Origin of the sequence: Bacillus sp. 2B09 (assembly GCF_003946835.1) — a bacterium.
Classification (GTDB): Bacteria; Bacillota; Bacilli; order Bacillales; family Bacillaceae; genus Bacillus; species Bacillus altitudinis.
Genome location: NZ_RPSG01000001.1, coordinates 498,123 through 524,763 on the forward strand (window position 1 = coordinate 498,123; position 26,641 = coordinate 524,763).

At 40.5% G+C, this 26,641-nt stretch carries 22 protein-coding genes and 1 pseudogene; 4 read left to right on the forward strand and 19 right to left on the reverse strand.

Features of this window, described 5'->3' with window-relative positions; all coding sequences use genetic code 11:
* Window positions 1-190: 190 nt before the first annotated feature.
* From EBQ12_RS02560 to EBQ12_RS02570, 3 genes are all read right to left on the reverse strand, one after another.
* Window positions 191-1,099, reverse strand: a complete 909-nt coding sequence (locus EBQ12_RS02560; protein WP_008348035.1) for a chemotaxis protein — start codon at window positions 1,097-1,099, stop codon at window positions 191-193.
* 73 nt (window positions 1,100-1,172) lie between these two features.
* Entirely contained in the window at window positions 1,173-2,483 is a 1,311-nt protein-coding gene (locus EBQ12_RS02565; protein ID WP_007498688.1) for an MFS transporter, read from the reverse strand.
* Window positions 2,484-2,607: 124 nt separating this feature from the next.
* Entirely contained in the window at window positions 2,608-3,147 is a 540-nt protein-coding gene (locus EBQ12_RS02570) for an RDD family protein (protein WP_007498690.1), read from the reverse strand.
* A gap of 299 nt (window positions 3,148-3,446) precedes the next feature.
* Here EBQ12_RS02570 and EBQ12_RS19290 point away from each other — a divergent pair, with 299 nt between their 5' ends.
* On the forward strand, window positions 3,447-3,599 hold the full coding sequence (locus EBQ12_RS19290; RefSeq protein WP_017367142.1) for a hypothetical protein: 153 nt from the start codon (window positions 3,447-3,449) through the stop codon (window positions 3,597-3,599).
* Between the two features lie 64 nt (window positions 3,600-3,663).
* Here EBQ12_RS19290 and EBQ12_RS02575 read toward each other — a convergent pair whose 3' ends face one another.
* On the reverse strand, window positions 3,664-4,548 hold the full coding sequence (locus tag EBQ12_RS02575) for a cation diffusion facilitator family transporter (RefSeq protein ID WP_017359428.1): 885 nt from the start codon (window positions 4,546-4,548) through the stop codon (window positions 3,664-3,666).
* Between the two features lie 294 nt (window positions 4,549-4,842).
* Here EBQ12_RS02575 and EBQ12_RS02580 point away from each other — a divergent pair, with 294 nt between their 5' ends.
* The gene (locus tag EBQ12_RS02580; RefSeq protein ID WP_019743910.1) at window positions 4,843-6,015 is read left to right on the forward strand and encodes an aminotransferase A; all 1,173 of its coding nucleotides are present in this window, start codon (window positions 4,843-4,845) and stop codon (window positions 6,013-6,015) included.
* A 25-nt stretch (window positions 6,016-6,040) separates the two neighbouring features.
* Here EBQ12_RS02580 and EBQ12_RS02585 read toward each other — a convergent pair whose 3' ends face one another.
* The gene (locus tag EBQ12_RS02585; RefSeq protein WP_019743911.1) at window positions 6,041-7,867 is read right to left on the reverse strand and encodes a PAS domain-containing sensor histidine kinase; all 1,827 of its coding nucleotides are present in this window, start codon (window positions 7,865-7,867) and stop codon (window positions 6,041-6,043) included.
* Between the two features lie 156 nt (window positions 7,868-8,023).
* Complete coding sequence (locus EBQ12_RS02590; RefSeq protein ID WP_019743912.1) at window positions 8,024-10,147, reverse strand: peptidoglycan D,D-transpeptidase FtsI family protein; 2,124 nt, start codon at window positions 10,145-10,147, stop codon at window positions 8,024-8,026.
* A gap of 336 nt (window positions 10,148-10,483) precedes the next feature.
* Between EBQ12_RS02590 and EBQ12_RS02595 the strand changes: the two genes are divergently transcribed.
* Window positions 10,484-11,281, forward strand: coding sequence for a CAP domain-containing protein (locus EBQ12_RS02595; RefSeq protein ID WP_125588963.1), 798 nt, complete (start codon window positions 10,484-10,486; stop codon window positions 11,279-11,281).
* A gap of 114 nt (window positions 11,282-11,395) precedes the next feature.
* Here EBQ12_RS02595 and EBQ12_RS02600 read toward each other — a convergent pair whose 3' ends face one another.
* The 11 genes and pseudogenes from EBQ12_RS02600 to EBQ12_RS02645 all read right to left on the reverse strand — a co-directional run bounded on the left by EBQ12_RS02600 (window position 11,396) and on the right by EBQ12_RS02645 (window position 22,950).
* A complete protein-coding gene (locus tag EBQ12_RS02600; RefSeq protein ID WP_008348050.1) occupies window positions 11,396-12,268 on the reverse strand; it encodes an NAD(P)-dependent oxidoreductase in 873 nt (290 codons plus the stop codon).
* Window positions 12,269-12,281: 13 nt separating this feature from the next.
* A complete protein-coding gene (locus EBQ12_RS02605) occupies window positions 12,282-13,067 on the reverse strand; it encodes an SDR family oxidoreductase (RefSeq protein ID WP_007498705.1) in 786 nt (261 codons plus the stop codon).
* A gap of 76 nt (window positions 13,068-13,143) precedes the next feature.
* Window positions 13,144-14,091: a methyl-accepting chemotaxis protein gene (locus tag EBQ12_RS19660; protein ID WP_370529227.1), complete on the reverse strand. Its 948-nt coding sequence runs from the start codon at window positions 14,089-14,091 to the stop codon at window positions 13,144-13,146.
* Window positions 14,083-15,105: pseudogene (locus EBQ12_RS19665) on the reverse strand (cache domain-containing protein); the annotation flags it as partial. The pseudogene EBQ12_RS19665 and the gene EBQ12_RS19660, both read right to left, overlap by 9 nt.
* 115 nt (window positions 15,106-15,220) lie before the next feature.
* Window positions 15,221-16,249 (reverse strand): spore photoproduct lyase, encoded by a 1,029-nt coding sequence (splB, locus tag EBQ12_RS02615; protein WP_007498710.1) that lies wholly within the window; start codon window positions 16,247-16,249, stop codon window positions 15,221-15,223.
* An 80-nt stretch (window positions 16,250-16,329) separates the two neighbouring features.
* Window positions 16,330-16,557, reverse strand: coding sequence for a transcriptional regulator SplA domain-containing protein (locus EBQ12_RS02620; RefSeq protein WP_008348056.1), 228 nt, complete (start codon window positions 16,555-16,557; stop codon window positions 16,330-16,332).
* Window positions 16,558-16,670: 113 nt separating this feature from the next.
* Window positions 16,671-18,389 carry a phosphoenolpyruvate--protein phosphotransferase gene (ptsP, locus tag EBQ12_RS02625; protein ID WP_008348058.1) on the reverse strand — a complete coding sequence of 573 codons (1,719 nt, stop codon included), beginning with the start codon at window positions 18,387-18,389 and terminating at the stop codon, window positions 16,671-16,673.
* Window positions 18,389-18,655, reverse strand: a complete 267-nt coding sequence (locus EBQ12_RS02630) for a phosphocarrier protein HPr (RefSeq protein ID WP_003211078.1) — start codon at window positions 18,653-18,655, stop codon at window positions 18,389-18,391. The genes ptsP and EBQ12_RS02630 overlap by 1 nt, the downstream gene beginning before the upstream one ends.
* A 93-nt stretch (window positions 18,656-18,748) precedes the next feature.
* Window positions 18,749-20,848, reverse strand: coding sequence for a glucose-specific PTS transporter subunit IIBC (ptsG, locus tag EBQ12_RS02635; protein ID WP_017367134.1), 2,100 nt, complete (start codon window positions 20,846-20,848; stop codon window positions 18,749-18,751).
* A gap of 202 nt (window positions 20,849-21,050) precedes the next feature.
* Complete coding sequence (glcT, locus tag EBQ12_RS02640; RefSeq protein ID WP_017359435.1) at window positions 21,051-21,905, reverse strand: glucose PTS transporter transcription antiterminator GlcT; 855 nt, start codon at window positions 21,903-21,905, stop codon at window positions 21,051-21,053.
* A gap of 55 nt (window positions 21,906-21,960) precedes the next feature.
* Window positions 21,961-22,950, reverse strand: a complete 990-nt coding sequence (locus EBQ12_RS02645; protein ID WP_125588964.1) for a LacI family DNA-binding transcriptional regulator — start codon at window positions 22,948-22,950, stop codon at window positions 21,961-21,963.
* Between the two features lie 93 nt (window positions 22,951-23,043).
* On the opposite strand from EBQ12_RS02645, the gene EBQ12_RS19295 reads away from it, so the two are divergent.
* On the forward strand, window positions 23,044-23,187 hold the full coding sequence (locus tag EBQ12_RS19295; protein WP_008348070.1) for a hypothetical protein: 144 nt from the start codon (window positions 23,044-23,046) through the stop codon (window positions 23,185-23,187).
* 55 nt (window positions 23,188-23,242) lie between these two features.
* On the opposite strand, the gene EBQ12_RS02650 is transcribed toward EBQ12_RS19295, so the two are convergent.
* Together EBQ12_RS02650 and EBQ12_RS02655 are read right to left on the reverse strand one after the other, a co-directional pair.
* Window positions 23,243-24,337 carry a M24 family metallopeptidase gene (locus tag EBQ12_RS02650; RefSeq protein ID WP_125588966.1) on the reverse strand — a complete coding sequence of 365 codons (1,095 nt, stop codon included), beginning with the start codon at window positions 24,335-24,337 and terminating at the stop codon, window positions 23,243-23,245.
* A 104-nt stretch (window positions 24,338-24,441) separates the two neighbouring features.
* On the reverse strand, window positions 24,442-26,361 hold the full coding sequence (locus EBQ12_RS02655; RefSeq protein ID WP_125588968.1) for a heavy metal translocating P-type ATPase: 1,920 nt from the start codon (window positions 26,359-26,361) through the stop codon (window positions 24,442-24,444).
* Between the last annotated feature and the right edge of the window lie 280 nt (window positions 26,362-26,641).

Below are 26,641 nucleotides of genomic sequence, written 5' to 3' on the forward strand. Positions count from 1 at the left end.
GGGCTAAAATGTTGTTTATTTTAGCTCTTTGTCTTCTTTTCAGCGTGATAGAAAACCTTTGCAGTCTAGGAAGGACAGCTACTTGTGCGGAGCGAATTTGGCATTCGTGAGCACCAGAGCGCAGGACTGACAAAGAATGCGAGGGTTTGTCTACACGCTGAAAAACCACTCAAAGCGAGTGGTTTTTTCTTTAGATAATAAAATGATCTACTTTTTCAATCAACTGATGAATTTCTGGTTTACTAATTTGATCATCTGCACCGATGGTTTCCCCTTTATGACGCAGATCGTCCGTAATTAATGAAGAGAAAATGAGAATTGGAATGGACTGTGTTAAAGGATTGTCCTTCAGCAGTTTTGTTAATCGATGTCCATCCATTTTTGGCATTTCTATATCTGTAATAATCATATCAATTTCTTCTGTCACACTAATGCCTTTACTGACAAGATCCATGACATGGTCATATGCTTGTTTTCCATCTTCAAAGGTCACAATGTTTTTATAGCCTGCCTCGGTTAATTCATTTGTTAATAAGCGCATAAGAAGCGGAGAATCTTCAACAACATACAGCTTCTTCCCTGTTCTTCTCTCGTCTTTCTCACCGTCAAACATATGATATGTGTCTACACCAGATGCGGATTCAATATCATAGATGATTTTTTCGTAATCTGGAAGGAAAATCATTTTCTCGTCAAGCTTGATGATCCCTGTTAAATGACGGTCCATTCCTTGATTGAGTGCAGTTGGTTTTTCAATCTCTTCCCAGCTGACGCGGTGAATTTGTGATACCGTTCCTGTATGGAACACAAATTTCCGTTGGTTGAATTCAGTCACAATGTATTTCTCTTGTTCTGACTGATCTGACTCGACATTAAAAAAGGAAAATAGATTGATGACTGGTAAAATCTCGCCTCGTAAACTAATCATCCCTTCTACATCTTGGTGAGAGTGCGGTACAACTGTCACCTCAACTGGCTGAATAATTTCTCTTACTTTCATGACGTTAATGCCGAATTGATTTGAACCAATTTCAAACTTCACAATTTCCAATTCATTAGTACCAGAGTCAAGTAAAATTTCTTGTTTGTTTAAAGCCACGGAAATCCCTCTATTCTTCAATATAAGATTGTACTTTTTATATCGGCAGCATGGGTAAAAAGTTGACGTTTCTTTACGCTTTCTCTCGCACGAATTGATGAATCACAAGTCCTATGGCTGCAAGGATGAGCAAAGACCCTAATGCAAGACGGCTTGCGAGATTCCCATGTGCTGCAAATAGAAGTGTGACGGAGCCATAAATGATGGGACCGACGATTGAAGACACCTTTCCCGAAAACGCAAAGAGACCAAAAAATTGTCCTCGTTTTTCTTTAGGCGTCAGCTCAATAATGAGGATTCGTGATGATCCCCAGCTCGCGCCAAGTGAAATTCCAAATAAACTGCCTGCTACCCAGAAGACCCATTCCGTTGTCGCTGTCACAGCTAGAATGAGCGCCACAATTAAAATGACATACACGACTGTAATCGAGCGCTTTGCCCCGATGGCCTTTGTGACATATCCGAATAGAAACGAGCCAATGATACTTGAAATCGTGGACACAAGATAAAGCAAAATAAATTGACCTGCCGTAAAACCAATGATAATTTTTGCATAAACAGCCATCATCGCAATCGCTGTCTGCAACGCATCATTCATAAAAAAGAAAGCGATCATAAAAATAAAGGCCGGTTTGTACTGCTTCATCTCTTTAAATGTACGAATAATCTCTTTATACCCGCTGAAAAAAGACGCCTTTTTCTCTTGCTGCGGGAGAGGTTGAGGATCTTTTATAATAAAGAGAAAGGGCAGAAAAAAGAGAAAGAATAAAAGGGCTGTCGGAATGAATGCTTCATGAAACTGGTCATTTCCTACAAGTAAATAAACAGAAAGGCCGACAAGTGTACCTAAATAGCCGACAGCAATACCGAATCCAGAAATGAGGGGGATTTCATCCTTTGTCCCAAGATCGGGCAAAATGGTGTCATAAAAAACAAGACTAGAGTGATAGAAAAATTTGGCGATGACGAACAAGGTAACCACCACCAATAAGGAGACAGGAAGACCAAACCATTCGCTTGAGAAATCAATCCCAGCAAAGATCCCCATCATAAAGGTACAGGCAATACAAATCAGGGTAAACACTGTGATATACCGCTTCTTTTTCCCTGTACGATCAATCAGCACACCATATAAAGGCGTAAAAATGACGAGGAAAAAGCTTGCAAGTGCGTTCGCATAAGAAATAAATGTGCTGGCGATTTGATCCATCCTCGCACTGTCGCCTATCGTCTCCTGCAAGTAAAATGGGAAGAAAATGGTGATCATATTCGATGAAAATATCGTATTTGCAAAATCATACAATGCCCAGGCCAAAACAGGTGCGGTGAAAAAGAGCCCGAAGCTTGCCCCTTTTTTCTGAACGGTCATTTTCCCTCTTTTCAATAGATTGACTCCCTTCTCTGCTTTATTTTCACTATCATTCTACTTTATGTGACGTTTCCCTCTTCCATACAAGCAATCTATACAAAAAGCACCCCGTACTATTTAGCAGAGGTGCTTCTTTTCATTATTTCTTTACGACAATGGTACTTGCAATCAAGTCGTGAAGTGCTTGTTTTTTTTCTGTGAAAAACGCAATGATGTAGCCAATGAATAAGATTGGAGACAAAAAGCCTTTTGCAAAAAAGCGGCCTGTCGCGCGCCCGAATGTTATTTTTCCACCCGTTACTTTTGTCACTTTGATGCCAAGAGCCATCTTGCCAAGAGTTCCTTGCAACTTTGATGATTCCATGATCGCATAATACAGCCAAGTCACCGCGATACCGATTAAGGTCGTTACGCCATAGAAAAAGAGAAGGCCCACAATGACTGCCCATTCTTCATCCGTGATCACCGTTGAAGAATAGTAATAGCTATCATCATACATTAAAAATGCCGCCTCAGGGCTTGAGACAAAAAAGAGTGTTGCGAGAATAAATACAATGATTGAAAATGGTACACTAATAATGACACCGTCTAAAAGATGAGCAAGAAAACGGTAACCTACTCCAGCTAGTTCAGGATGTTTTTCTTCTTGAATAGGTGCTTCTGACATGTTTGTTTCCATCCTATTTCTCCTTTATTATGTATGTTTTCTATAAATTTCTTATAATCATTCGTTATTATATCTTATGAATATCGCAAGATCAATGGAGCTTTACATTTTTACATGAATTTTAGATCATTTTTCAATGATGATTTATGTGAATAAATACTGAAAATTCACGAAAATTATGGCACATCTAGTTCTTTCAACGCCTGATTTTTAACATTTTGTGATATTTTCCTCTCATTTCGATTCTTCTGTTGACAATCACGTTTCACATGGTACAATAGTCAAGGATTTTTTAAAGAAAGGTGTTCATGATGGGAACTGTCGTACTATTAAAGAACAACGAAATGACTGTGATTGAAGATATTTGCGAAGCTGATTTTTTAGATATGAAACATGGTTTATCAAATGAAGATGCTGCTTATATCTCTTGGTATGAAGATTACGATACTGCTTATGGATATTGATTTCATTTCATAGATGAAGCGTAAAAAAAGGCGATACAACCTTCAAAGAGGTGGTATCGCCTTTTTACGTTTGTGTGCTTCTTTCACTTTCAGGTTCTACATGAATAAAGATTTGTGCATGCGGAAACGCCTGCTGAATGTTCTCTTCAATTCGATCACATAATTGGTGAACATCTTCAATGGTTGTTTTTCCATGAACAATCAAATGAAAATCAATATATTCTTCAGCACCGGATCGTCTTGTTCGAAAGTCATGATATTCAATGAATTCTTGGCTGAATGTTTGAATGATGGCCTCTATCGCTTGTTCTTCTTCCGGGGTTAACCGGGCGTCGACAAGCGGCGGGAAGGCTTCCTTCATGAGTTTAAATGCTTCACGCATAATATAGAGCGCTAGCACCATTCCAATAATCGGATCGAGGAAATACCAGTCCGTTAATGCAACAAGCAATAAACTAATGGCAACCCCTAGTGACGTAAACACATCTGTTAAAAGATGCAGTGCATTCGATTTCATGGCAACAGAATGTACTCGCTCTGCCTCTTTGTTCACAACTCTTGACACAACAAAATTGATAAGTGCGCCGATCAGCATGACCACAATACCAAGTACCGGCAGTTTAACAGGCTCTGGATGCATTAATTTATGAACACATTCATAAATGATCCAAATCCCAGCAACAAAAATCAACAAAGTTTCAATCGTTCCAGAAATATTCTCAACTTTCCCATGTCCATAAGGATGTTTTGAATCTGCCGGCTTTCTTGAAATACGAACAGAGATAAATGCAATAAAAGAGGCCATTAAATCGAGAAAAGAGTGAATGGCTTCTGATAAAACCGCAACAGATCCAGTTAACACCCCTACAATGATTTTAAGGACCACAACAAACGTATTACTCATGACGGATAAAAAGGCTATTTTCGATGTCTTTGCTGATTGATCCATCTATTATCGTCCTCCTTCTGGAGATCGTATGCCTGTGAAAGCAATTCCCATGACTTGATTCTCTCGTTCTTTCAGTTTATACCGTTTTGCCTTATTCTAATCATCTTAAGCAGCGCTGTATTTTCCGAGCAGGTTACGCTATAATAAATGTTGCTCTTTCTTCATATATCACTCATGCTGTGATGGATAGGAGAATAGACTACATATAACGATATCCGAAGCCTTTCCGCAGGTGACATTTATGCAGTGAATGGTAAAATAGGATAAAAACATAAATTTTTAAGGTGATGAGAAATGGAGCATTTGCTGAATCCAAGAGTAAAGGATATTGAAATTTCAGGCATTCGAACATTTTCAAATCTCGTATCTTCATATGAGGATGTCGTTTCATTGACCATAGGTCAGCCCGATTTTTATACGCCGCATCATGTCAAAACAGCTGCCAAAACAGCCATTGACGAGAATTTCACCTCGTATACTCATAATGCTGGATTTTTAGAGCTAAGACAAGCGATCCAGCAGTACATCAAAAAGAAAGTCCATCTTGATTATGATGCAGAGACAGAAATCATTGTGACAACAGGTGCGAGTCAAGCAATTGATGCTGCGTTTCGAACCATTTTGACTGAAGGCGATGAGGTCATCCTGCCCGGCCCTGTGTACCCTGGCTATGAACCGATCATTCGGATGTGCGGTGCGGTGCCCGTGCATATTGACACAACAAATGCCGGTTTTAAATTAAACGCCAAGCTGATTGAAGATGCATTAACGGAAAAGACAAAGTGTGTTGTCCTTCCATACCCTTCAAATCCAACTGGGGTCACGCTATTAGAAGAAGAATTGAAAGAAATTGCACAGCTTCTTGAAGGAAAGGATATTTTTATTCTATCTGATGAAATTTATAGTGAGCTGACATTTGATCGTCCACATCATTCCATTGCTTCTTTCTTAAAGGAACAGACGATTGTCATCAATGGACTGTCAAAATCTCATAGCATGACCGGATGGAGAATCGGCTTTTTATTTGCTTCCGCTCCTATTGCTAAACATGTATTAAAAGTACATCAATATAACGTGTCTTGTGCCTCGGCTATCTCACAAAAGGCGGCACTTGAAGCAGTGACAAATGGTGTGGATGATGCACTGATCATGAGAGAGCAATATAAGAAAAGACTCGACTATGTATATGATCGACTCATTTCTATGGGGCTTCCGGTCATTAAGCCTTCCGGCGCTTTTTATATTTTCCCTTCCATTGAATCGTTTGGGATGAGTTCATTTGATTTTTGCATGGAGTTGTTAGAAAGTACAAAACTTGCGGTCGTACCTGGTTCTGCTTTCTCTTCACTCGGAGAAGGATATGTGCGCCTTTCCTATGCATATTCACTTGAAACGTTAAAAGAAGGACTTGACCGTCTCGAACAATTTGTTCTTGAAAAGCGTTCCATACAATCAACAGACGGATGAAACAACGGCTCTCTTGCCGTTGTTTTTATTTTGCGGGAAACATGATGTGAAACACAGTCCCTTTCTCTGGGTGGCTATCTACCCGGATGGTTCCGTTGTGATTTTCTAAAATATTAAATGTCACCATGAGCCCAAGCCCTGTTCCCTTTTCTTTTGTCGTTAAAAAAGGTTCACCGATCCGCTTCATGACCGATTCAGGAATACCAATTCCTTCATCTCTAATCGTGACAAGTATCCCTTCTTTTTCGGCTTTGGCGGTAATGTCTACCTTCCCTCCGTCTGGCATGGATTCGACGGCATTTTTGATTAAATTGATAAACACCTGCTTCAGCTGGTTTTGATCCCCATTCATCAGGAGATCCTCCTCAATATCACTTGTGTTCATCAAAATTCCATTTAAGTTGGCCTGTGTTTCTAGCAGAGCGGTGACTTCGCTAATGATTTTTTTCAAATCAAGCGTCTGCATGGATGCCGTTTGCTGCGGCTTTGCAAGCATTAGTAGCTCACTTAAGATGATTTCAATCCGGCTCAGCTCAGAGAAGACAATTTCAAAATATTGATCACGGTCTTTTGTTTTTGGTTTAATGAGCTGTAAAAAGCCCTTAATCGCCGTCAGTGGATTCCTTATTTCATGTGCAATGCCTGCTGCCAATTGACCTGCGATTGATAATTTTTCAGAGCGCAGCATGAGTTCTTCTGTTTGTTTTCGTTCAGATATATCTCTTAAAATAATTTGAACGGCTGTTTCACCAAAAAATGTGGTAGGGATACAAACCATTTCTGTATAAATCAACCGGTGTTTAAACGTATGGCAGCTCATCGTCACAATCTCAGAATCTGATGCTCTTTCGATAATACGTGATATGCTCTTTTTGACTTTTTGCTGATCACATGAATGGATTTGATGAAAGATATCTTTTCCGATTAATTTATCGTAATGTTCGGCTTCAAATAATTTAATACCTGATTCATTCATAAATACCCATTTATGATCGTGGATGACGGCGATGGTATCAATGGAATTTTGGATAAGCAGCTGATACCGCTCTCTACTTTTTTGAAGAACGGTTTGAAATTTTTTACGGGAAGAGATGTCCACTAATAGTAAAAGTTCTGCCCGTTGATTTTGATAAATTGCCGGAGATGACTTCACTTCAATATGAATCATGCTCCCGTCTTTCCTTTTCCATATTTGTTCAATCATTCCGACTGGAAGGCCTTGCTGCAGTCTTTTGATTCGGCTTCTCACAATGTCATGGTACTCCTCGGCAATAAAATCAAACGCAGACTTGCCGATCATTTCATCTTTTGTACATACACCCATTAATTGCAGCATCGCATCGTTGGCATACACAATTTTCCCAAGTGCCGTAATACATAACGGATTTGGCAGCATGGCAATCAGATTTTCAGCTTCACTGACATCTTGGAAAGCCGGTAGACTGCCTAACGACTGTTCTGACACTTCTGTTGGTTGAAATACTGCTTTTTGAGGCTCTGTATTCATTACCCTCATTTTCAGGATCATTTCTCTACTCAAATCGTTGTCTAACCCATCACAAGCAACAAAATCAATGCTTGCTTCTACCCATACAGCTGTAAGATCACTTCTAAGCAGTCTAAAGTGGCAAATCTCTAGCATGTGCTGATTATAGAAATAACTTTCGACGAGAAATTGATCTTCGGTATGAACAAAGTCTTTCAAAAAACACCCTAGTAAATCCTTTTGTTCATAGAGCAAAAGCTGCTTACAATTGGAAGAAATGTAGAGAAAGCGGCCATTAGAAGAAAGAACGGCATGTAAATCAATATTCGAGTACAGCTGATTCGAATCTTTCATTTTTTGTTCCATCGTCGTCCGACCCTCCTTTAATTTTTTTAGGGTTGTCCTTAGTTTGATGTATAAAAAGGATTCGCTAGAAAAACCGTATTTTCCTCCCAATCTCGTGTGAAACGTCCATATTTTCAGCAAAAAGGGAGCACTTTCTCTTGCTGTGCTCCCTGCTGTTTATTGCTTTTCATATTTCTTTTGTAATTCAACGTACTTATCAACAATTTTACTTGGAATGGTTTTAATGACAGGATCTTTATCTGATACATACGGTGTGACGACACTAAATGCCACTTTCGGATTGGAAGAAGGATAATATCCTCCAAAGGTTAAATTGTACGTGGCATTCCCCCACCAGCTCCGGTTGGCACCATAGTAGAAGGTTTGGGCTGTACCCGTTTTCCCTGCGACATCATGCTGACCGAACCGGCCAGCGGCAGTCCCGCCTGTTGATGTGACCATTTTTAGTCCCATTTTGACGCGGTCGATATCTGCTTTCGAGTTGTTAATGGTGTTCAGCACCTTTGGCTCATATTTCTTCACAACAGGGCCTACTTCTTCCTTATTCGTTGGAAAGTGAACACTTTTCACCACTCTTGGCTGAATACGGTTACCTCCATTTGCGATGGTCGACATGTATTGTGCGACTTGAAGCGGTGTATACGTGTCATACTGGCCAATCGCTTCATCAAGCAAGAGTCCGCCGACTGTCTTAGGATGCGTCTGCATTCCGCTTGATTCCTGCGGCAAGTCGATCCCTGTTTTTACGCCAAGTCCGAATTGCGCATAGTAGTTTCTCATTTTTTGTAAGTGTTCAGGTCTTGCCGGTAACGGGCCATTCTTTTGGTAGGTGATTCCTGCCATTCTCATCGCCACTTGGAACATGTAAACGTTGGAACTTTTTTGGAGTGCCTGAAGGTCGTTAACCCATCCAAGATCTTTGTAAGACCTCTTCGGTTTTCCACTTCCCGCAAAATACAGCGGTGTATCCGTATAGGATTGGTTGTGTGACATGCCATCTTGATAACCAGAGAGGACAGTAGCTCCTTTGACAACAGAGCCCATTTCATACTGTGTCGTAAATGTTCCGATCGCATAATCTGTGACGTCTCTGCCGTCCATTTTCTTCCCTGACATCGCGAGAACATCACCTGTGTTTGGGTCCATCATCACAACAAAGGCACGGTCCATCATATAGTTTCTTGCACTAGCGGATCTTAGCTCTGATTCAACGATTTTGTCGACTTCCTTTTGCAGCTCCATATCAAATGTGAGTGCAAGGTCAAGTCCTCTTCGTCCTTCTGTCCGCTTGATTTCATCAAGCAGTTTTCCGCCGACCTGTGTATATTGAACAGTTGCTTTTTCTGGATTGAGAAAATCCTCATATTGATATTCTAAATAACTTTTTCCTACTCGGTCATTTCTCGAGTAACCTCTTGCCATATAGTAATCTTCACGCTCTTTTATAATGCCTTGCTCTGGGGTGGTGACACCGCCAAGAACATTATAAAGGGTTTTTTCATACGGATATTTCCTTGTCCAGTCATTGATGACATTTACACCAGGCAGTTCATCAAGATGCTCTGATACAAGTGAGATCTCTTCGTATGTCAAACTTACGGATGATGTCTGTTTTGATTCTTTTGTTTCATCAAGCAGCGCAACTTTTTCGTCCCCTTTTTTCTCTTCGTTCGGGTCCATCGCTTTCACGATTTGAGGTTCAAAGGCATATCCGCCTGTAAACCTGCGATAGATCGCTGCAACTGCTTTTTCCTCTGCATCTTTTTCGATCGCCTTGACTTCTTTCTTAGGCACACGCTCTACTTGAAGTGGATAGACATCTTTTGATTTAAGATTCTTTTGCTCTGTTTTTGAAATGAGCTTATCCGCTTCTTCCGGATGGCTTGCCAGCCAAAAATCTCGAATGTCACGCTCTCTCAAAAAATCTGTATCCATTTTTATATAAGTCGCAAGTTTTCTTGCTACTTTAATCTTATCCTCCGCTTTCACACCGCTTTCTGATGTATAAACGATGGCAGGTACACTTTCGTTATCAACAACGACTCTTCCTCTCGCGTCATACATTTTTCCTCTTGGAGACGGGTATGATGCTGTTTTGACCTCAGTTCGGTTGGCTTGCTTTTTATAATCCTCACCATTGACGATTTGCAGCACGCCGAGCTTGATGACAAGTCCAGCAAATAAACTAAATACAGCGAAGAAAAAGAGATTAATTCTCCATGCGTTCCGGCGCTTCATTTTTTTCTGCTCGGCAGCACCTTGATGCTGTTTCTCTCCCACTTATGTAGCTCCTCTCATCCTTTCAATCTTTTACAATTACCACTCATTATTGTAACACTTTTGTAATAGTTGTTACAGCGAAACAAGTGAAAAAAAGCTGTCAATCCCTATTCTGCAAAAAAATATACTAACACTTTAAAATATTGGTATGTTTATGTCGTTTTCTTTAAATAGAAAGATTCTCCATTCATTGATATGAGGAGATTCTTTCTATGACTTTAACAAAAATGACAAATGGGCGTTGTCAATGGAGGATGCTGGTACGTTTATAACAAAAAGTCCATGTTATGATTTTCTGTGAGAAAACAAAACAAAGATTTTAGGAGGAGTTACAAAATGATAAAGAAATCATTCATTTTTTCAGCGCTGACAGCTGCTGCATTGATCACGTTCACTGGAGGGCATTCAGCTGATGCGAAAGAGCTTAACCTGAAACAAGTCATAAACGTACAGCATCAAGCCATTGATCTTCATACATTAGCTGCAAAATTACATATCTCTTCAGATGTAAACAAGCTAAGCACTTCAAATCAAAAAGAGATCGAAGCTCTATTAAACAAGCTGATCAAAAGTGGTCAACCTGTTACTGGTACAAAAGTGGTGAAAGAAGTAAACAAAGCAAAAAATGAGCAAAAACAAGAATCAGTGAAAAAACCAGCTACTTCTAAACCAAGCACACCAGCAAAAGAAAACACAACGAACAACAGCTCAAAATCTGATCAAAAAGACACAACTGCAACAAAAGCAGACAGCAGCTTAAATGCATTTGAACAAGAAGTGGTTGAGCTGACAAATAAAGAGCGTGCAAAACAAGGCTTAAAAGCTCTTTCTGTTGATTCTAAATTAAGCAAATCTGCTCGCGCTAAATCACAAGATATGAAAGATAAAAACTATTTCTCTCATACAAGCCCAACTTACGGATCTCCATTTGATCAAATGAAGCAATTTGGTATCACGTACAAAACAGCAGGTGAAAACATTGCGCAAGGTCAAAGATCACCTCAAGAAGTAGTAACAGCTTGGATGAACAGTGAAGGTCACAGAGCGAACATTTTAAACAAAAACTATACACATATCGGTGTAGGTTATGTAAAATCTGGTAACTACTGGACGCAGCAATTCATCGGAAAATAAGATCAAAAAAACCTGTCTCTTTTCGGGACAGGTTTTTAGTTTGTTTTCTTTTTTCAGCCATGTGAGGGCTTGTTTACACGCTACAAACTGTTCCACCTAGGCGGGGCAGTTTTTTTATTTCACCCATAATTTATAGATGCTTTGTGTTCCGCTGTTTTCTTCGCCCTGTTCACTGAGCTTTTCATATAATGACTTCGCTAGTGAAAGGCCTGGCATCTCTTCTCCCATCAGCTCTGCTTCTTCAAGTGCAATGCCCATATCCTTAATAAAATGCTTCACATAAAATCCTGGCTCGAAATCACCTTTCAGCATTCTTGGTGCAAGGTTTGACAAAGACCAACTGCCAGCTGCTCCTGTTGTGATGCTTTTAAGTACCTGCTCTGGATCAAGTCCTGATTTTTCCGCATAAGCCATTGCCTCTGCCACACCTACCATCCCTGCTGCGATAGCGATTTGGTTACACATTTTTGTATGCTGACCACTTCCTGCAGGTCCTTGATATTGTATATTTTCTCCCATTTGCTGAAATAGCGGCAGGCACGCTTCATAGGCTGCTTTTTCTCCACCAATCATAATGGCCAGCGTGCCATTTTGGGCTCCAACGTCTCCGCCAGAGACCGGCGCATCTAATGCAAATAGTCCTTTTTCCTTCGCTTTCGCTTCAATTTCTTTTGCCAGCTGAGGTTTCGATGTGGTCATATCAATGAGGTGTGTACCAGGCGCAGCATGTGCCACGAGTCCATCTTCTCCTAAATAGACTTCTTCTACATCTGATGGATACCCGACCATTGTGATGACGGCATCTGCCTCCTTTGCGATCTCCTTTACGGTCGATTTCCAAAGAGCACCTTTTTGAATCAATGTGTCTGCCTTTGCTTTTGTTCTTGTATAAACGAGAACTTCGTAGCCAGCATTCATTAAATGCCCTGCCATACTACGCCCCATTACACCGATTCCAATAAAACCAACTGTTTTGATTTGTGCCATCAAGAATTCCTCCTTATAGAGACTTTGTCAATCCACCATCAATGATGAGGGTTTGACCTGTCATATATGTATTGGCTTCAGATAAAAGAAAAGCCGCATATGCTGCAAATTCCTCTGGCTGCCCGTAACGGCCCAGCGGAATCATACGTTCAGCTTGTGCTTTGATCTCTTCAACCGATTGTTGCTCCTCTTGTGCACGGTGTTTGTCTAACTGTTTCACGCGCTCTGTTTCAATTTTCCCAGGGGCTAAGGTATTGATCAAAATGCCATCTTTGGCAAGCTCCTGAGCAGCTGTTTTTGTCCAGCCGGTAATGGCCGGTCTAAATGTATTCGACAGCATCAAGCCTGGGATCGGTTCTTTGACCGACATAGATGCAATATTTAACACGCGTGCACCTTGTTTTTTTAAATACGGCAAGGCTTCTTTTAATAACCGAATATAGCTGAGTAAATGAAGCTGAAATGATTCCATCCAATCTTCATCTGTTAAGGTTTCAAGTGTTCCTGTTTGAGGACCGCCTGTATTGTTCACGAGTATATCAAGACGTTTTTCATCACCTGCTGCTGCGACGACAAGCGCTTTAATTTGCTCGGCGTCAGATACATCACATACTTGATACGTCAGCTTCCCTTTTACAAGCGGGGATAATTCTTTGACCGCTTCTTGCAGCGTTTGCTCATGTCTTCCCGAGAGCATCACATCTGCTCCCTCTTTTGCAAGATGAAAGGCAATGGCTTTACCGATACCTTGACTGCTTGCTGCGACCAATGCTTTTTTGCCAGATAGATTAACATGCATGTTGGCACCCTCCTCTGTTCATATTTTATCATACAAAAAGAACCTTGCTCACATGGCAAGGTTCTTTTCTGCAAGATTATAGTTTAAACCGATTGACTGCCTGACGCAGTGCCTGACTTGATTCGTTCAACATTTCTGTTGATGTTTTCGTTCTTTCTAAAGCTTGTACTTGTTCGTCTGTGGAAGCATGTACTTCCTCAGCTGAAGCGGCGGATTCTTGTGAAATGGCCGCAATACTTTGAATGGAATCATTCATTTTCTGCTGTTCTTCAGTCATTTCATTGATTTGTGTATGAATGCTGTCAATGGAGCCGACAAGTGCCTGCATTTCCATTGTGATACTGCTGAGTGCCTCTCCTGTTGAATTGATGGCATCACCTTGTTCTTCATTCATTTTGCTTGCTGCTGTCATCGCTTCAGCTGCCTTTTTCGATTCATCTTGAATGAGTTTTACGGTTTCACTAATATGTTTCGTTGATTCCGCAGATTGTTCAGCCAGCTTTCTGACTTCTTCTGCAACAACAGCAAATCCTCTTCCGCTTTCTCCTGCTCTCGCTGCTTCAATACTTGCATTCAGTGCGAGTAAATTCGTTTGATCTGAGATTTCAGAAATCGCTGTTACGACGTTTTCAATATTTTTTGTTTTATGCTCAAGGTCAAGCAGCATTTGCTCTACCTTCTTCGATTCTTCATTCGCTTGTGTTGATTTTTGGACGAGCAGACCAAGAGCATCAAGTCCTCTATAGCTTGCATCTTCCGATGATTTTGAATTGGTTTGCATTTGCGTGGCAAGCTCACCCATATGACGAACTTTTTCATACAAATGCTCTGATTTTTCATTAATGGTTTCCGCTTCTGATGCTTGTTTCGTCGCTCCTACAGCGACCTCTTGAATAGCCGTTGCAATCTGTTCACTAGATAGCAAGGTCTCGTTTGAAATTTGTGTCACTTCATCCGTTGATTTCACAACCTGATCTGAAGACTCTTTCACTTTTTCAATTAAATCCCTGATGCCTTCAGTCATTTGATTAAAGCTTTTCGTCAGGAAACCTATCTCATCCTGAGACTTCGACTCAAGCGAGCTGGTTAAATCGCCTTCAGACACTTTACGAACATGCTCGATGAGGCGTTTAATTGGTGTTGTAATGCTTCTAGCCAATAAGTAGCTTAGAATCATGGCAAGTATAATGGCAATGACAGAAATAATGATACTTGTCTGATTCATTTGTTCAGTGATCCAAAGAAGTTTCTTTTTCTCGAAGCTCACACCGATCGTCCAGTTTGCCTCTTTAATTTTTGAGATGACGGTCAGCTGTTTGTCATCATCAATACCCGAGTTGTCGATCGCTTTTTTCACAGAAGCGACTTTTGAGATATTTTTTCCTTGCTCTGTTGGATGTGCCAAAATGGTCCCTGTGCCGTCAACTAAGAAAGCCGTTCCCATATAAGGAATCTTTTGTTCTTTTATATAAGACTGAATGGAAGCCAGTTTCAAGTCAAGTCCAGCGACACCGACTACTTTCCCGTTTCGTACGATCGCCTTCGTGGCTGAAACGACCATTTCATTTGTTGCTTTATCAATGTACGGATCTGTCCATAGGACTTCGTCAGGCTTTTCAGCTGCTTGAATATACCAGTCTCGTTTAGACGGATCATACCCTTCACCAAAATCGGACTCCGGGAAAGCGAACATTTTACCATCACTTGTTCCTATATAGGCAAGCGAGATGAGTTCATCCTGCTCCTGCAATCCTTTTAATTCATCGTTTTCAAATGCCAATGTCTGCTTTGTTTGTTTCTGTGCAAAATCTTCAGTAAGTGTACTTGTTGCCAATTTGTTAATCGTATCACCGTAATTCTCAAGCTTTAGTGCTATGATGTCTCTCATGCTTTCTGCCGTTGCTGCTGTCGTTGTTTTCGCATCTCGTTCAATCAATGGTCTTAATACTAAATTGGAACCCACTTGAACTGCGACAACGGTTAAAATTAAAATAACTGAGATGAAAACAGCTATTCTCACTTGAAGTTTCTTAAACATCTCATCACCCCTACATCCTACTTTCGCATCTTAATGTGTATATCGGCAAAATTGGTACCGCATTCAATAGTTGTAAGAAAATTTAAATAGAAAAAACAAGCCATAATGACTTGTTTTAAGTAAAATATTCAATTTTTGCAGACGGAAAGTACTGTTCGATATATGATTCTAATGTCTGTCTAAGTTCTTGTTCTTCATCTTTTTGATAGATATATTTTCCAATTCCATATCTACCCCACTTATATCTTCTCTTTTCTTCATCTAGTTCTAGTTTTGTTTTCGGATAGTTTTTTTGGATGACACGCTTCGCCGGTTTTGTAAAACGGTGCTGAATCATTTCAAAGGTGATATCTTGTCTCACTTCTTCAGGGAGAGCTGCATCGAGTTTTTCAAATAGGACTTTATAGCCCTCTTGCCACCCTTCATGAATGTAAATAGGGGCAATAATAAAGCCAAGTGGATAGCCTGCTTTTGCTACCTTTACAGCCGCTTCAATCCGCTGATCGAGTGGTGATGTTCCGGGTTCGAAATATTTAATGACATAATCGGCATTGATACTAAAGCGGAATCTTGTTCGCCCATTGTGTTTTGCGTCTAACAAATGGTCTACATGATGAAATTTCGTAACAAAGCGTAGTTTGCCAAGATCGGTTTGACCAAAGTATTCAATCGCTCGTTTGAGTGTGTGAGTCAAATGGTCAATTCCTACGATATCGGATGTACATGAAGCTTCAAATCGCGTGATATCAGGTGCACGCTCGTTCATGTACTGTTCAGCCTGATCTAAGATCTCTTCTACATTGACGTACGTACGAATATACGGCTTACTCCCCATCGTCGTTTGCAGGTAGCAATAATGGCAATGCCCCATGCATCCTGTCGCAAACGGAATGGCATACTCTGCAGATGGTTTAGATGTATCAAATTTTAAGGTTTTTCTCACGCCGATAACGAGCGTCGACTTTGCATTACGGTACTTTTGCAAATCATTTTTCCCCGGAATATTTCTCACTTGGTTGTGTGAGGTTGTTTCTCTAATTTCAATTCCCATACCTTCAAACTTTTCTTTCAGCTCTTGTCCTAATGGGTACTCTAGCGCCCGAGGTTCAATATACACAAGCTGGGGAACGAACGGTTTGATCATATTTAGCACATCCTTACCTTATAGGTTCATACCGTTACTTTAACCTCTCAGGATGGCTTCTATCCTTTCTAAAATCTCCCTTATTCAAATAGATCTTGATAAAGGGCTTCTGCTTCTTCGTATGTTGGAAATACGGCATCATCAGGGGCTAATGGGTGATATGTTTCAAGTAGAAATAGCGCAAGCTCTTGTTCATTGTAAGGGTGTGAAACGATTTCCGCTTCTTTAATTTGTGCAACATTGGCTGCATGTGGATTTCGATAAATGACATATACTTGATCACCTGGCTTATAGTCAGAGAAAGACAAACTGGTCACCTCCATTTTTTATGTTAGGATGCCCTTCTCTGCAAGCGATATGACTGATTATGATAAAATTCGACAAAAAAACCAGACAGTTTGACCTGTCTGGTTTACATCACCTAGTTATGTTGAAACGTTTTTTTCACGAAATCAACCACTTCTTCAGTTGTACTCAGTGATAAGATATGCTCTTTAAATGATGCAGCTTCTTCCTTAGAAAGCTTGCTTAACTGCGTTCTTGCTGGAAGAATCGATGTTGCGCTCATTGAAAATTCATCTAATCCTAATCCAAGTAGGAGCGGGATTGCGATTTCATCTCCTGCCATCTCACCGCACATGCCAACCCATTTACCTTCTTTATGCGCTGCTTCAATCACAAGCGTTATGAGGCGTAAAATAGCTGGATTGTATGGCTGGTAAAGATAAGACACTCGTTCGTTCATTCGATCAGCAGCCATTGTGTATTGAATCAAATCATTTGTTCCAATACTGAAGAAATCTACTTCTTTTGCAAATTGATCTGCGATAACAGCTGTTGATGGAATTTCTACCATCATTCCGATTTCAATGGAATCAGATACTTCTGTACCAGCAGCAACCAATGCTTCTTTTTCTTCAAGTAAAATAGCTTTTGCTTCTCTAAATTCTGATAACGTCGCGATCATAGGGAACATGATTTTCAAGTTTCCGTATGTACTTGCACGAAGTAACGCGCGTAACTGTGTTCTGAAAATCTCCTGCTCTTCAAGGCAAAGGCGGATCGCTCTATAGCCAAGGAACGGGTTCATTTCTTTTGGAAGCTGCAAGTAAGGAAGTTCTTTATCGCCACCAATATCTAGTGTGCGGACAACCACAGCTTTGCCTTCCATCTTCTCTAAAACGGTTTTATACGCATCGAACTGCTCTTCTTCTGTTGGGAGCTGATCTCTGCCCATGTATAAAAATTCTGTACGGTACAATCCAACTGCTTCGCCGCCATTTTCAAGTACACCTTTCACATCTTCAGGTGTTCCAATATTCGCAGCTAACTCTACGTGAACGCCGTCTTTTGTGACCGTTGGCTGGTCAACAAGTTTCGCCCATTCCGCTTTTTGAGCTAAGTAGTCTTCATGCTTTTTTTGATACGCTTTCACTTCATCTTCAGAAGGCTGAATGATGACGTCTCCGCTAATACCATCAACAATGATCAGATCATTGTTTTTCACCGTTTTTGTTGCTTCTTTTGTCCCAACAACTGCTGGAATTTCCATTGATCTTGCCATAATCGCTGAGTGAGAAGTACGACCACCGATATCTGTCGCAAAACCTTTGACGAATTGTCTGTTCAGCTGAGCTGTATCAGAAGGTGTTAAATCTTCAGCAATGATAATGACTTCTTCAGAAATCATACTTGGGTTTGGAATGTCAACGCCTAGCAAATGACCAGTGACACGTTTTGTAACGTCGCGAATATCCGCTGCACGCTCCTTCATGTATTCATTGTCCATTGCTTCAAACATTGTAACAAACATTGTTGCTGTTTCTTTTAAAGCAAATTCAGCATTTACTTTATCCGATGTGATTTTATCCTTCACTGGGTTGAGCAGCTCTGGATCACTTAACACAAGAAGGTGTGCAGAAAAAATATCCGCTTTATCTTGGCCAAGTTCTTTTAGCGCATGCTCTTTAATTGCTTCAAGTTCTTGCTTTGAAACATGAATTGCTTCTTCAAAGCGTTTCACTTCTGTCTCTGGATCATTGATGTCTTTTTGGTGAACTGTTAAATCTGGTTCTTCTAGACGATATGCTTTTGCAATCGCAACGCCTGCTGAAGCACCGATTCCTTTCAGTTGTTGCATTACTCGCCTAGGCCTTCACTTTTCATTGTGTCTTTTAGCGCAGCAAGTGCATCATTTTCATCAGAACCAGAAGCAGAGATTGTGATTGTAGCACCTTTCGCAATTCCTAGAGACATTACACCCATAATAGATTTCAGGTTCACTGTTTTACCATTATATTCTAAGTTGATATCAGCATCATATTTACTAGCAGTTTGTACAAGAACTGTTGCAGGACGTGCGTGAATTCCAGAATCTGCAGTTACTTTGAATGTTTGTTGAGCCATTTTTATCAATCTCCTTTTTATACATTTCATACATCCACAATATTATATCATACTGCCGAGCTTGTCATCTAACAAGAACGGCAGTTATGAAAATTATTTTGAAATTTTCATGATGTTTTCTTGGCCAGCTTTGATTTCACCGGATTCTTGAAGGTCAATAAATTGTCCTTCACTTAAGTTTGTAAATACAATTGGTGTCATTAAAGATGGTACTTCTGACTTAATTTTATCAATATCAACCTCTAAAAGTTTCTGACCGATTTCTACTTGATCTCCCTCTTGTACAAATGCTTCAAATCCTTCTCCTTTGAGGCTGACTGTATCAATCCCGAAGTGAATCAAGATTTCAAGTCCACCATCAGACTGGAGGCCGATGGCGTGTTTTGTTGGGAACACATTTAAGATTTTTCCTCTTACTGGTGAAACCACTGTTCCCTCTTTTGGCAAGATAGCAAAACCGTCACCCATCATTTTCCCTGAAAATACTTGATCTGGCACATCTGTAATTGGATGCAGCTCCCCTGTAATTGGTGAAGCAAACATTTCTTCCCCTTGTTCGTTTTGAAGCGGTTTTGCAATGACTTCTTCAACCTGCTGGCTAACTTCTTCTTTTGCAGAAGGGTCTTTCGCTGGTCGAGGTGTGCGCCCTGCAATAATGTCTTGCATTTGTGTTTTTAAATTATCAGAGCGTGGACCAAAGATGGCCTGGATGTTATTCCCTACTTCAAGGACACCTGAAGCGCCAAGCTTTTTCAAACGGTCTTTATCCACTTTTTTCTGATCATTTACAGTGACACGTAAACGCGTAATACAAGCATCTAGGTGTTTAATGTTTTCTTGGTCACCCATTGCTTCAAGAATTTCATAAGGTAAGTCATCGCCTTTTCCAGATTGAGCGCTGCTTGCACCGTCAGCTGCTTCATCTTCGCGTCCTGGCGTTTTCAGATTAAACTTGCGAATCGCAAATCTGAATCCGAAGTAGTAAATGACAGCCAGTACGAGACCGACTGGAATGACAAGCCACCAAGCGGTTCTATTCGGCAGGATACCAAATAGGAAGAAGTCAATTAACCCTCCTGAGAAGGTCATCCCGATTTTCACGTTTAGAATATCCATTATCATAAAGGATAATCCAGCAAATACACAGTGAATCGCAAATAATATCGGTGCAACAAACAAGAATGAGAATTCAAGCGGTTCAGTGATCCCTGTTAGGAAAGAAGTAAGGGCCGCTGATCCCATAATTCCTGCTACAAGCTTTTTATTCTTAGGTTTGGCTTCATGGTAAATCGCAAGTGCTGCTGCTGGAAGTCCAAACATCATGAACGGATATTTCCCTGTCATGAATGTCCCAGCTGTCAGCTGAACACCATCTTTGATTTGCGCCATGAAAATACGCTGGTCACCACGGATAATATCTCCTGATAAGCTCTTATAGCTAAAAAATTCATACCAGAATGGTGCGTAGAATATGTGGTGCAGACCAAACGGAATTAATGACCGTTCAATGACACCGAATACAAAGGCAGCCAGCGGCTCATTCGCTGCAAGCAGTCCTGTTGAAAATGAGTTCAATGCACCTTGGATTGGCGGCCAAATGACGAGCATCAAAAGCCCTAAAATAAGTGCTGAAATCGACGTAACGATTGGAACAAAACGCTTACCAGCAAAGAAGCCAAGATATTGCGGGAGCTCAATTTTGTAAAATTTATTAAACATATAAGCCGCTAATACCCCGACAATAATTCCGCCAAAAACGCCGGTAGACAAGGTCGGTATGCCGAGCATATTCACATATGCTGGATGACTTTCCTTAAAGAACTTAGCCAATTTGACTGAATCGGATGGAATAGAACCGTTGGCCATTAATACGGCACTCATCGTTACGTTCATGACAAGGTAACCGATGATCGCGGCAATCCCTGCCACACCGTCTCCATTGGCAAGACCGATGGCAACCCCTACAGCAAATAGGAGTGGAAGATTCGAGAAGACAATATTCCCCGCATTCTCCATAACACTAGCAACAAGCTGAATTGTATCATTGCTTAAAAATTGAGCGACATCAATCAGCTGCGGATTTTGCATCGCATTTCCGAGTGCTAGTAAAATACCAGCAGCAGGAAGGATCGCAACTGGAAGCATAAGTGCTCGTCCAATTTTTTGCAACACACCAAAAAGTGATTTAAACACTGGTTGAACCTCCTTTTGTTTTCGCTTACAACATACATTTCAATCACATATTGACGTACATTTCATAATTAACCGTTTACATTTCACTTTCAGAACACAAAAAAGGCATGGTGATATAAGGTTGCGCAAATAACAGGATCTTATCCTGTATTTACCTTAAGTCACTCATGCCTGATCGAATCAGTTACACGTTTCAAGGAAACTATGAAATTTTATTCGTCAATCTGTACAGGTGTAGTGTCAAGTAGACAGCTTCGGCATCTTGTACAGGCTTTTTCAATGCATGTTGCAAAATTTTGATCATTTTCCAAGCAGTATTGTAGCATAAAGGATATTCATTTTTCAATAGATGAAGCAACTTTTCTGGCTCCTCTAATGATTCTTCCCGTTTAATACGCTCAATCGAAAACGTAATATGGCGCAGTAAGCGTAAATAATGAATACTTTCTCTATCTACTTTCATATGAAATGCATCTTCTATAACTTGGACCATTTGTGTCATAAGCTGCGAATGACGGTTGACCTCGGATAAAGGCCGGTTCGTTAAAGCAGAGTGAATGTGGAGCGCAATAAAGCCAATCTCTCCTTCGGGCAGCTTTGTTTCAACATCTGGCCGCGCATTTATCAGTTCCACGACTTCCTTTGCGACCTCGTATTCTTTCGGGTATAAGGATTTCGTTTCAAGCATAAAAGGATTGGTGATATCATAGCCTTGCTTAACTCGCTTAAAACTAAAGGCAATATGATCTGTCAGTGCAATATGAATATGCTCATTTAAACGATGCCCCATTTTTTCTCGTATATGATAAATGACGTCATTGGCAAGCTCAATCATGTCCTCATTTATGTGGTGCAGCAATTGTTTGTATTCTGTTTGCTCTTTTGTATTCTTTAACACAAACATTTTCTCAAATGCCGCTTGATCGAGAACGTCACCCGATTTTTTCCCAAAGCCGATCCCTTTATCAATCAGGACCACTTCACCTAAAGAAGGGTGTTTTGCGATGATGACATTATTATTTAACGCTTTATCAACGGTGAAGGATTCCATGAACATCCCCACCTCCTTCTTATTCAATCCTTCTTATCGTACAAAACAGATGAAACGTGCGTCAACGATTGTTTTTCAAAATAGTCGTTGTGCGCTCAACGAGTCGATATGACAGCACTCTTTTTTCTGGTGCCTCACCTTGTAATGCTTGCTTGAACAAGTCAAATGCTTCCTGCCCCATTTGTTTAAGAGGAATGTCTATACTAGAAATCCCCAATGCTTCACTCAATTGATCGTTTTGAAAGCCAAGTATGGCTGGTGATTCTCCAACGTTTATTTGGTGACGCTGTGCTTCTAGTAAAAAACCTGCTGAGACATCATCGTTCGTGATCAGTAAGGCTGTCGGACGATTTTTCATCTCTTTCCATTCTGTAAATAATTGCTTGCCATCAAAAATGGTCAGTTTTCCTTCTATGATCCATTCGTCATCAATGTCCTGCCCAAGCGACCGCATCATTTCTTGATAAGTCTGAATGCGAACTTGGCTATTCTCCCCTTCTGTTCTAGCAAGAACGATTGCGATTCGCTCATGACCGCATGCCGCTAAGTGTTCAAGCCCTTCCTTAAAAGCCTGATCATGCGCAATCGATACCGATGAACATGTATCATGCGGAGTAGGATGACAAAAGATAATAGGACCAGATTCCTGCCACTTTAAAATGTCTCGATCACTTAACGCATTTGAGCAAAAGATTAAACCATCCACACGTTGCTCTTTTAAGCTCATTAATGCTTCTTTTTCCTTTACTGGGTCATATCCTGTTTGAAACAAGGCAAAATGCATTCCGCACTCCTGTGCTTTCTCTGCAATCCCTGTGACAATTCCGCTGAAATAGGAGTGATCAATTGTCGGAAGTACAATTCCAAGCATATTGGAATATCCCTTTGCTAAATGAACTGCCTGAATATTCCGTGTATATTTGAGCTCTTTCATCGCACTAAGTACGCGCTCTCGCTTTTCTTCTTTGACATAAGGATGATCATTCATCACTCGTGATACGGTGGTAACAGATACACCCGCTCTTTTCGCAATATCCCTTATGTTAGGCATTTTTTCTCCTACTTTCTCTTGATATGGTAAGCGTTTCATACTTTAAGATGTATGTGAGCTGAACAAATCACTGGGTGGAAAGGGGAATTCAAGATGGGTATTATCATATGGATCATATTATGTTTGACTATTTTGTTTTCTGCTCGATTCGCACTACATCCTTTAGGAAAAGAACATAAAATCAAGCCGTTTCAATCAATTGATGATTTCTTTGTTGATAAGGATCGCAAAGAGTGACAAAAAAATCACGATGACGCTCCCAATACTTGGACGTTCATCGTGATTTTTTTCATTACTTGATGATCGTCAACTCTTTTGGATAATTGGTTAAGGTGACTGGGCCATCTTTTGTAATGAGAACATCGTCTTCAATTCTAACCCCGCCGACTCCTGGTACATAAATACCCGGCTCGATCGTATAGACCATCCCTTCTTTTAGAAGGTCATCATTTGCTTGACTCATAGAAGGGAACTCATGAACAGAAACCCCGAGTCCATGCCCTAGACGGTGAGGGAAGTATTCGCCATATCCTGCTTCTGCGATCAGCCCTCTTGCTTTTAAGTCAAGGTCACCAATTCTCACACCCGGCTGGCTCATATCAAGTGCTGCCAATTCGGCTTTCAAGACGGTGTTGTAAATATCCTTTTGTTGTTCAGACGCTTCTTGATAGATGAAGGTTCTTGTAATATCTGAACAGTAGCCATCCACAATCACACCAAGGTCAAATAAAACAAAATCACCTTTTTTCAAGGCTGCCTGCCCCGGATTTCCATGAGGTTCTCCTGATTTTTCTCCGAATAGTACCATGGTTGAAAAGGACATGCCCTGAATGCCTTTTTTCTTCAGTTCATATTCGATGACAGCAAGAACTTCGGTTTCCGTCACCCCTTCTTTTAGGGCATGAACCCCAATTTTGACGCCTTCGTCTGCCAATTGAGCAGCTTTTTTCAATGTTTCAATTTCAGCTTCGTCTTTAATTAGTCTTAGCTGATTGAGCACATCTTCTGCCCGGAGAAATGTTTCTGCCCCAGTGACAGCTTGAAGCTGCTCTGCTCTTTGCAAAGGAATGGATTCTTTTTCAATCGCTAGGCGAGTCGCTTTTACTCCTCGTTTTTCTAGTGCCTTTTGTATGAAATCAAAGGGGTTTTCATGGTCTTCATATCCAATGAGATCTCCAGCCCATCCCGCATTTTTTGCTTGCTCAACTTCCATCTTAGGCAAAATGAAAAATGGATCTGCTTCCTGAAAAACAAACAGCCCCATCACTCTTTCATGCGGCTCTGTGAAGTATCCAGATAGATAGAATACATTCTCCTTTGTATGTATAAATGCACCTTGAATGTCTTTTTTCTTAAGCCAAGAAGACAAGTTTTTCATTCGATTCATCGTGATCCTCCTCACACGTTTGACTACTGATCTATTGTATCAGTTTTCACTGTATTTCGCACAAAAGCGCACTAACCTAAAGCTAGTGCGCTTTTGTGATTTGCTTAAGAAGCACGAAGCAAACGAAGTCCGTTTAAAATAACCAAAATCGTACTGCCTTCATGCCCAATGACACCAAAAGGTAAATCAAGAACTTGTAAGAAATTCGCACAGATTAACAAACAAATAACTGTTAATGAAAAGATGATGTTTTGTTTAATGATCCGGTTCATCTTTCTTGAAAGACGGATCATCTTTGTTAGATTGTTTAAGTTATTTTTCATTAAAATGAGATCTGCTGTTTCTAAAGCAACATCTGTGCCTCCGCCCATTGCGACGCCAACATCCGCTGTGGCGAGTGCAGGTGCATCATTGATTCCATCTCCGACCATAATGATCGAATCACCTTGTTTTTTCAGTTGATTGACTTCGTGTACCTTTTCATCTGGAAGACATTCAGCGACAACGGTTTGGATGCCTGCTTCCTCTGCAATCGCTTCAGCTGTTTTTTGCTGATCCCCTGTGAGCATGACGGTTTGGATGCCTAAATCATTCAGTTCCTGAATCATTTTTTTGGCCTCAGGTCTGATTTGATCCTTCAAACCGAGACAGCCGACAACTTCTTGATTTTTTTGAACATAGACAACTGTATATCCTTTGGATGAAAGAACATCACCATTCTCTTCAATGTCACGATCCATTGAAGCTTTTCCGGCAAAATCTTTCTTCCCAATCCGCCATGTGTCCTCATTTAATTGTGCTTCCACACCAAAACCTGATGTTTCTTCAATGGTTACGTGGTCTGCCCGCTCTGTATGATGCTCTTTTGCCATATCAGAAATGGCTTTAGCTAATGGATGGTTTGACTGACTTTCAATTTGATAGAGCGCTTGATAAAAGGTCGATTCATCTTGCCCTTTTGCCAAAACCACTTTTTCAACAGCTGGTTTTCCACTTGTAATCGTACCCGTTTTATCAAATGCAATCATCGTACTTGTGCCCAGTTTTTCTAAAAAGACACTTCCTTTTACAAGCATACCGTTTCTTGCACCGTTTGAGATGAGTGAAAGAGCTGCTGGCATAATTGAGGCAACAAGTGCACAAGGCGAAGCAACCACCATAAACACCATCGCACGGTAAAACGTTTCACTCATGCTCCAGCCAAGTACAAAATGAGGTAGGAACATTAAAATCGCTACAGTGATGAGCACACCTTTTACATATGCACCTTCAAATTTTTCAATAAACGCTTGGCTTGGCGATACACTTTCTTGTGCAGATTCCACCAGCTTAATGATTTTATGAAAAAGTGTTTCTTCATTATGTTTTGTTACTTCTACTGTTAATGAACCATTTAAATTCACTGTTCCTGCAAACACATCTTCCCCTTGCCCTTTTTCCTGAGGCACCGATTCACCCGTTAAGGCAGATTCGTCTACACTTGTTCTTCCGCTCATGATCACACCATCTGCTGCAATTCGTTCGCCCGCTTTGATTAAAATACGGTCGCCTGGCGTAAGTGAAGAAGCAGCGATTTGGATGGTGGTGCCATCTTCTTCAATTAAAGTGGCTTCATCTGGAGCGATACTCATTAAAGCCGTTAAGTCTTTTTTACTTTTATTTGACGTATACGTTTCTAGCGCACCGCTCAAAGAAAAAATAAAAATTAAAATGGCGCCCTCTGCCCAGTAGCCAATGATCGCTGAGCCTATCGCAGCAAATATCATTAAAAGTTCTACATTTAATGTCTTGGATGAAATGGTTTCTTCAATTCCTTCCTTTGCCTTTGCAAAACCACCAATAACAAAAGCAAGAATGAAAAGAGGAATACTCCACATCGTTTCATCCTTTAGAAACCATCCAATCAAGATGAGAATCCCCGAAATGCCTGCTGCGATTAATTCTCCGTGCTGTGCCCATTTTTGAAAGAGCGAGTTGGAACCCTTTTGATCTGTCGTTTGATAAAGTGCTGTATTCTCATTCATGATTACTTTCTCCTCTCTAATTGATAATGATTTTCACATTATCAATCGTTGCCCGTTCCGTTTATCATCTATATTTTCTGCTATTTCAAGCTTTTTATAGGTCTGTAACTCATTATAACAGGTTCTGATCAATTTTCAATTAATAATTATTATAATTTCTTTTTGATAATAATTATCATTATTAGCACCCGACATTTCTTCCTCTTTCTGAGCACATTTTATTCATCTGAAAGGTAATTGAACACAAAAAAGAACCAACGGATCGACCATTGGTTCTTTA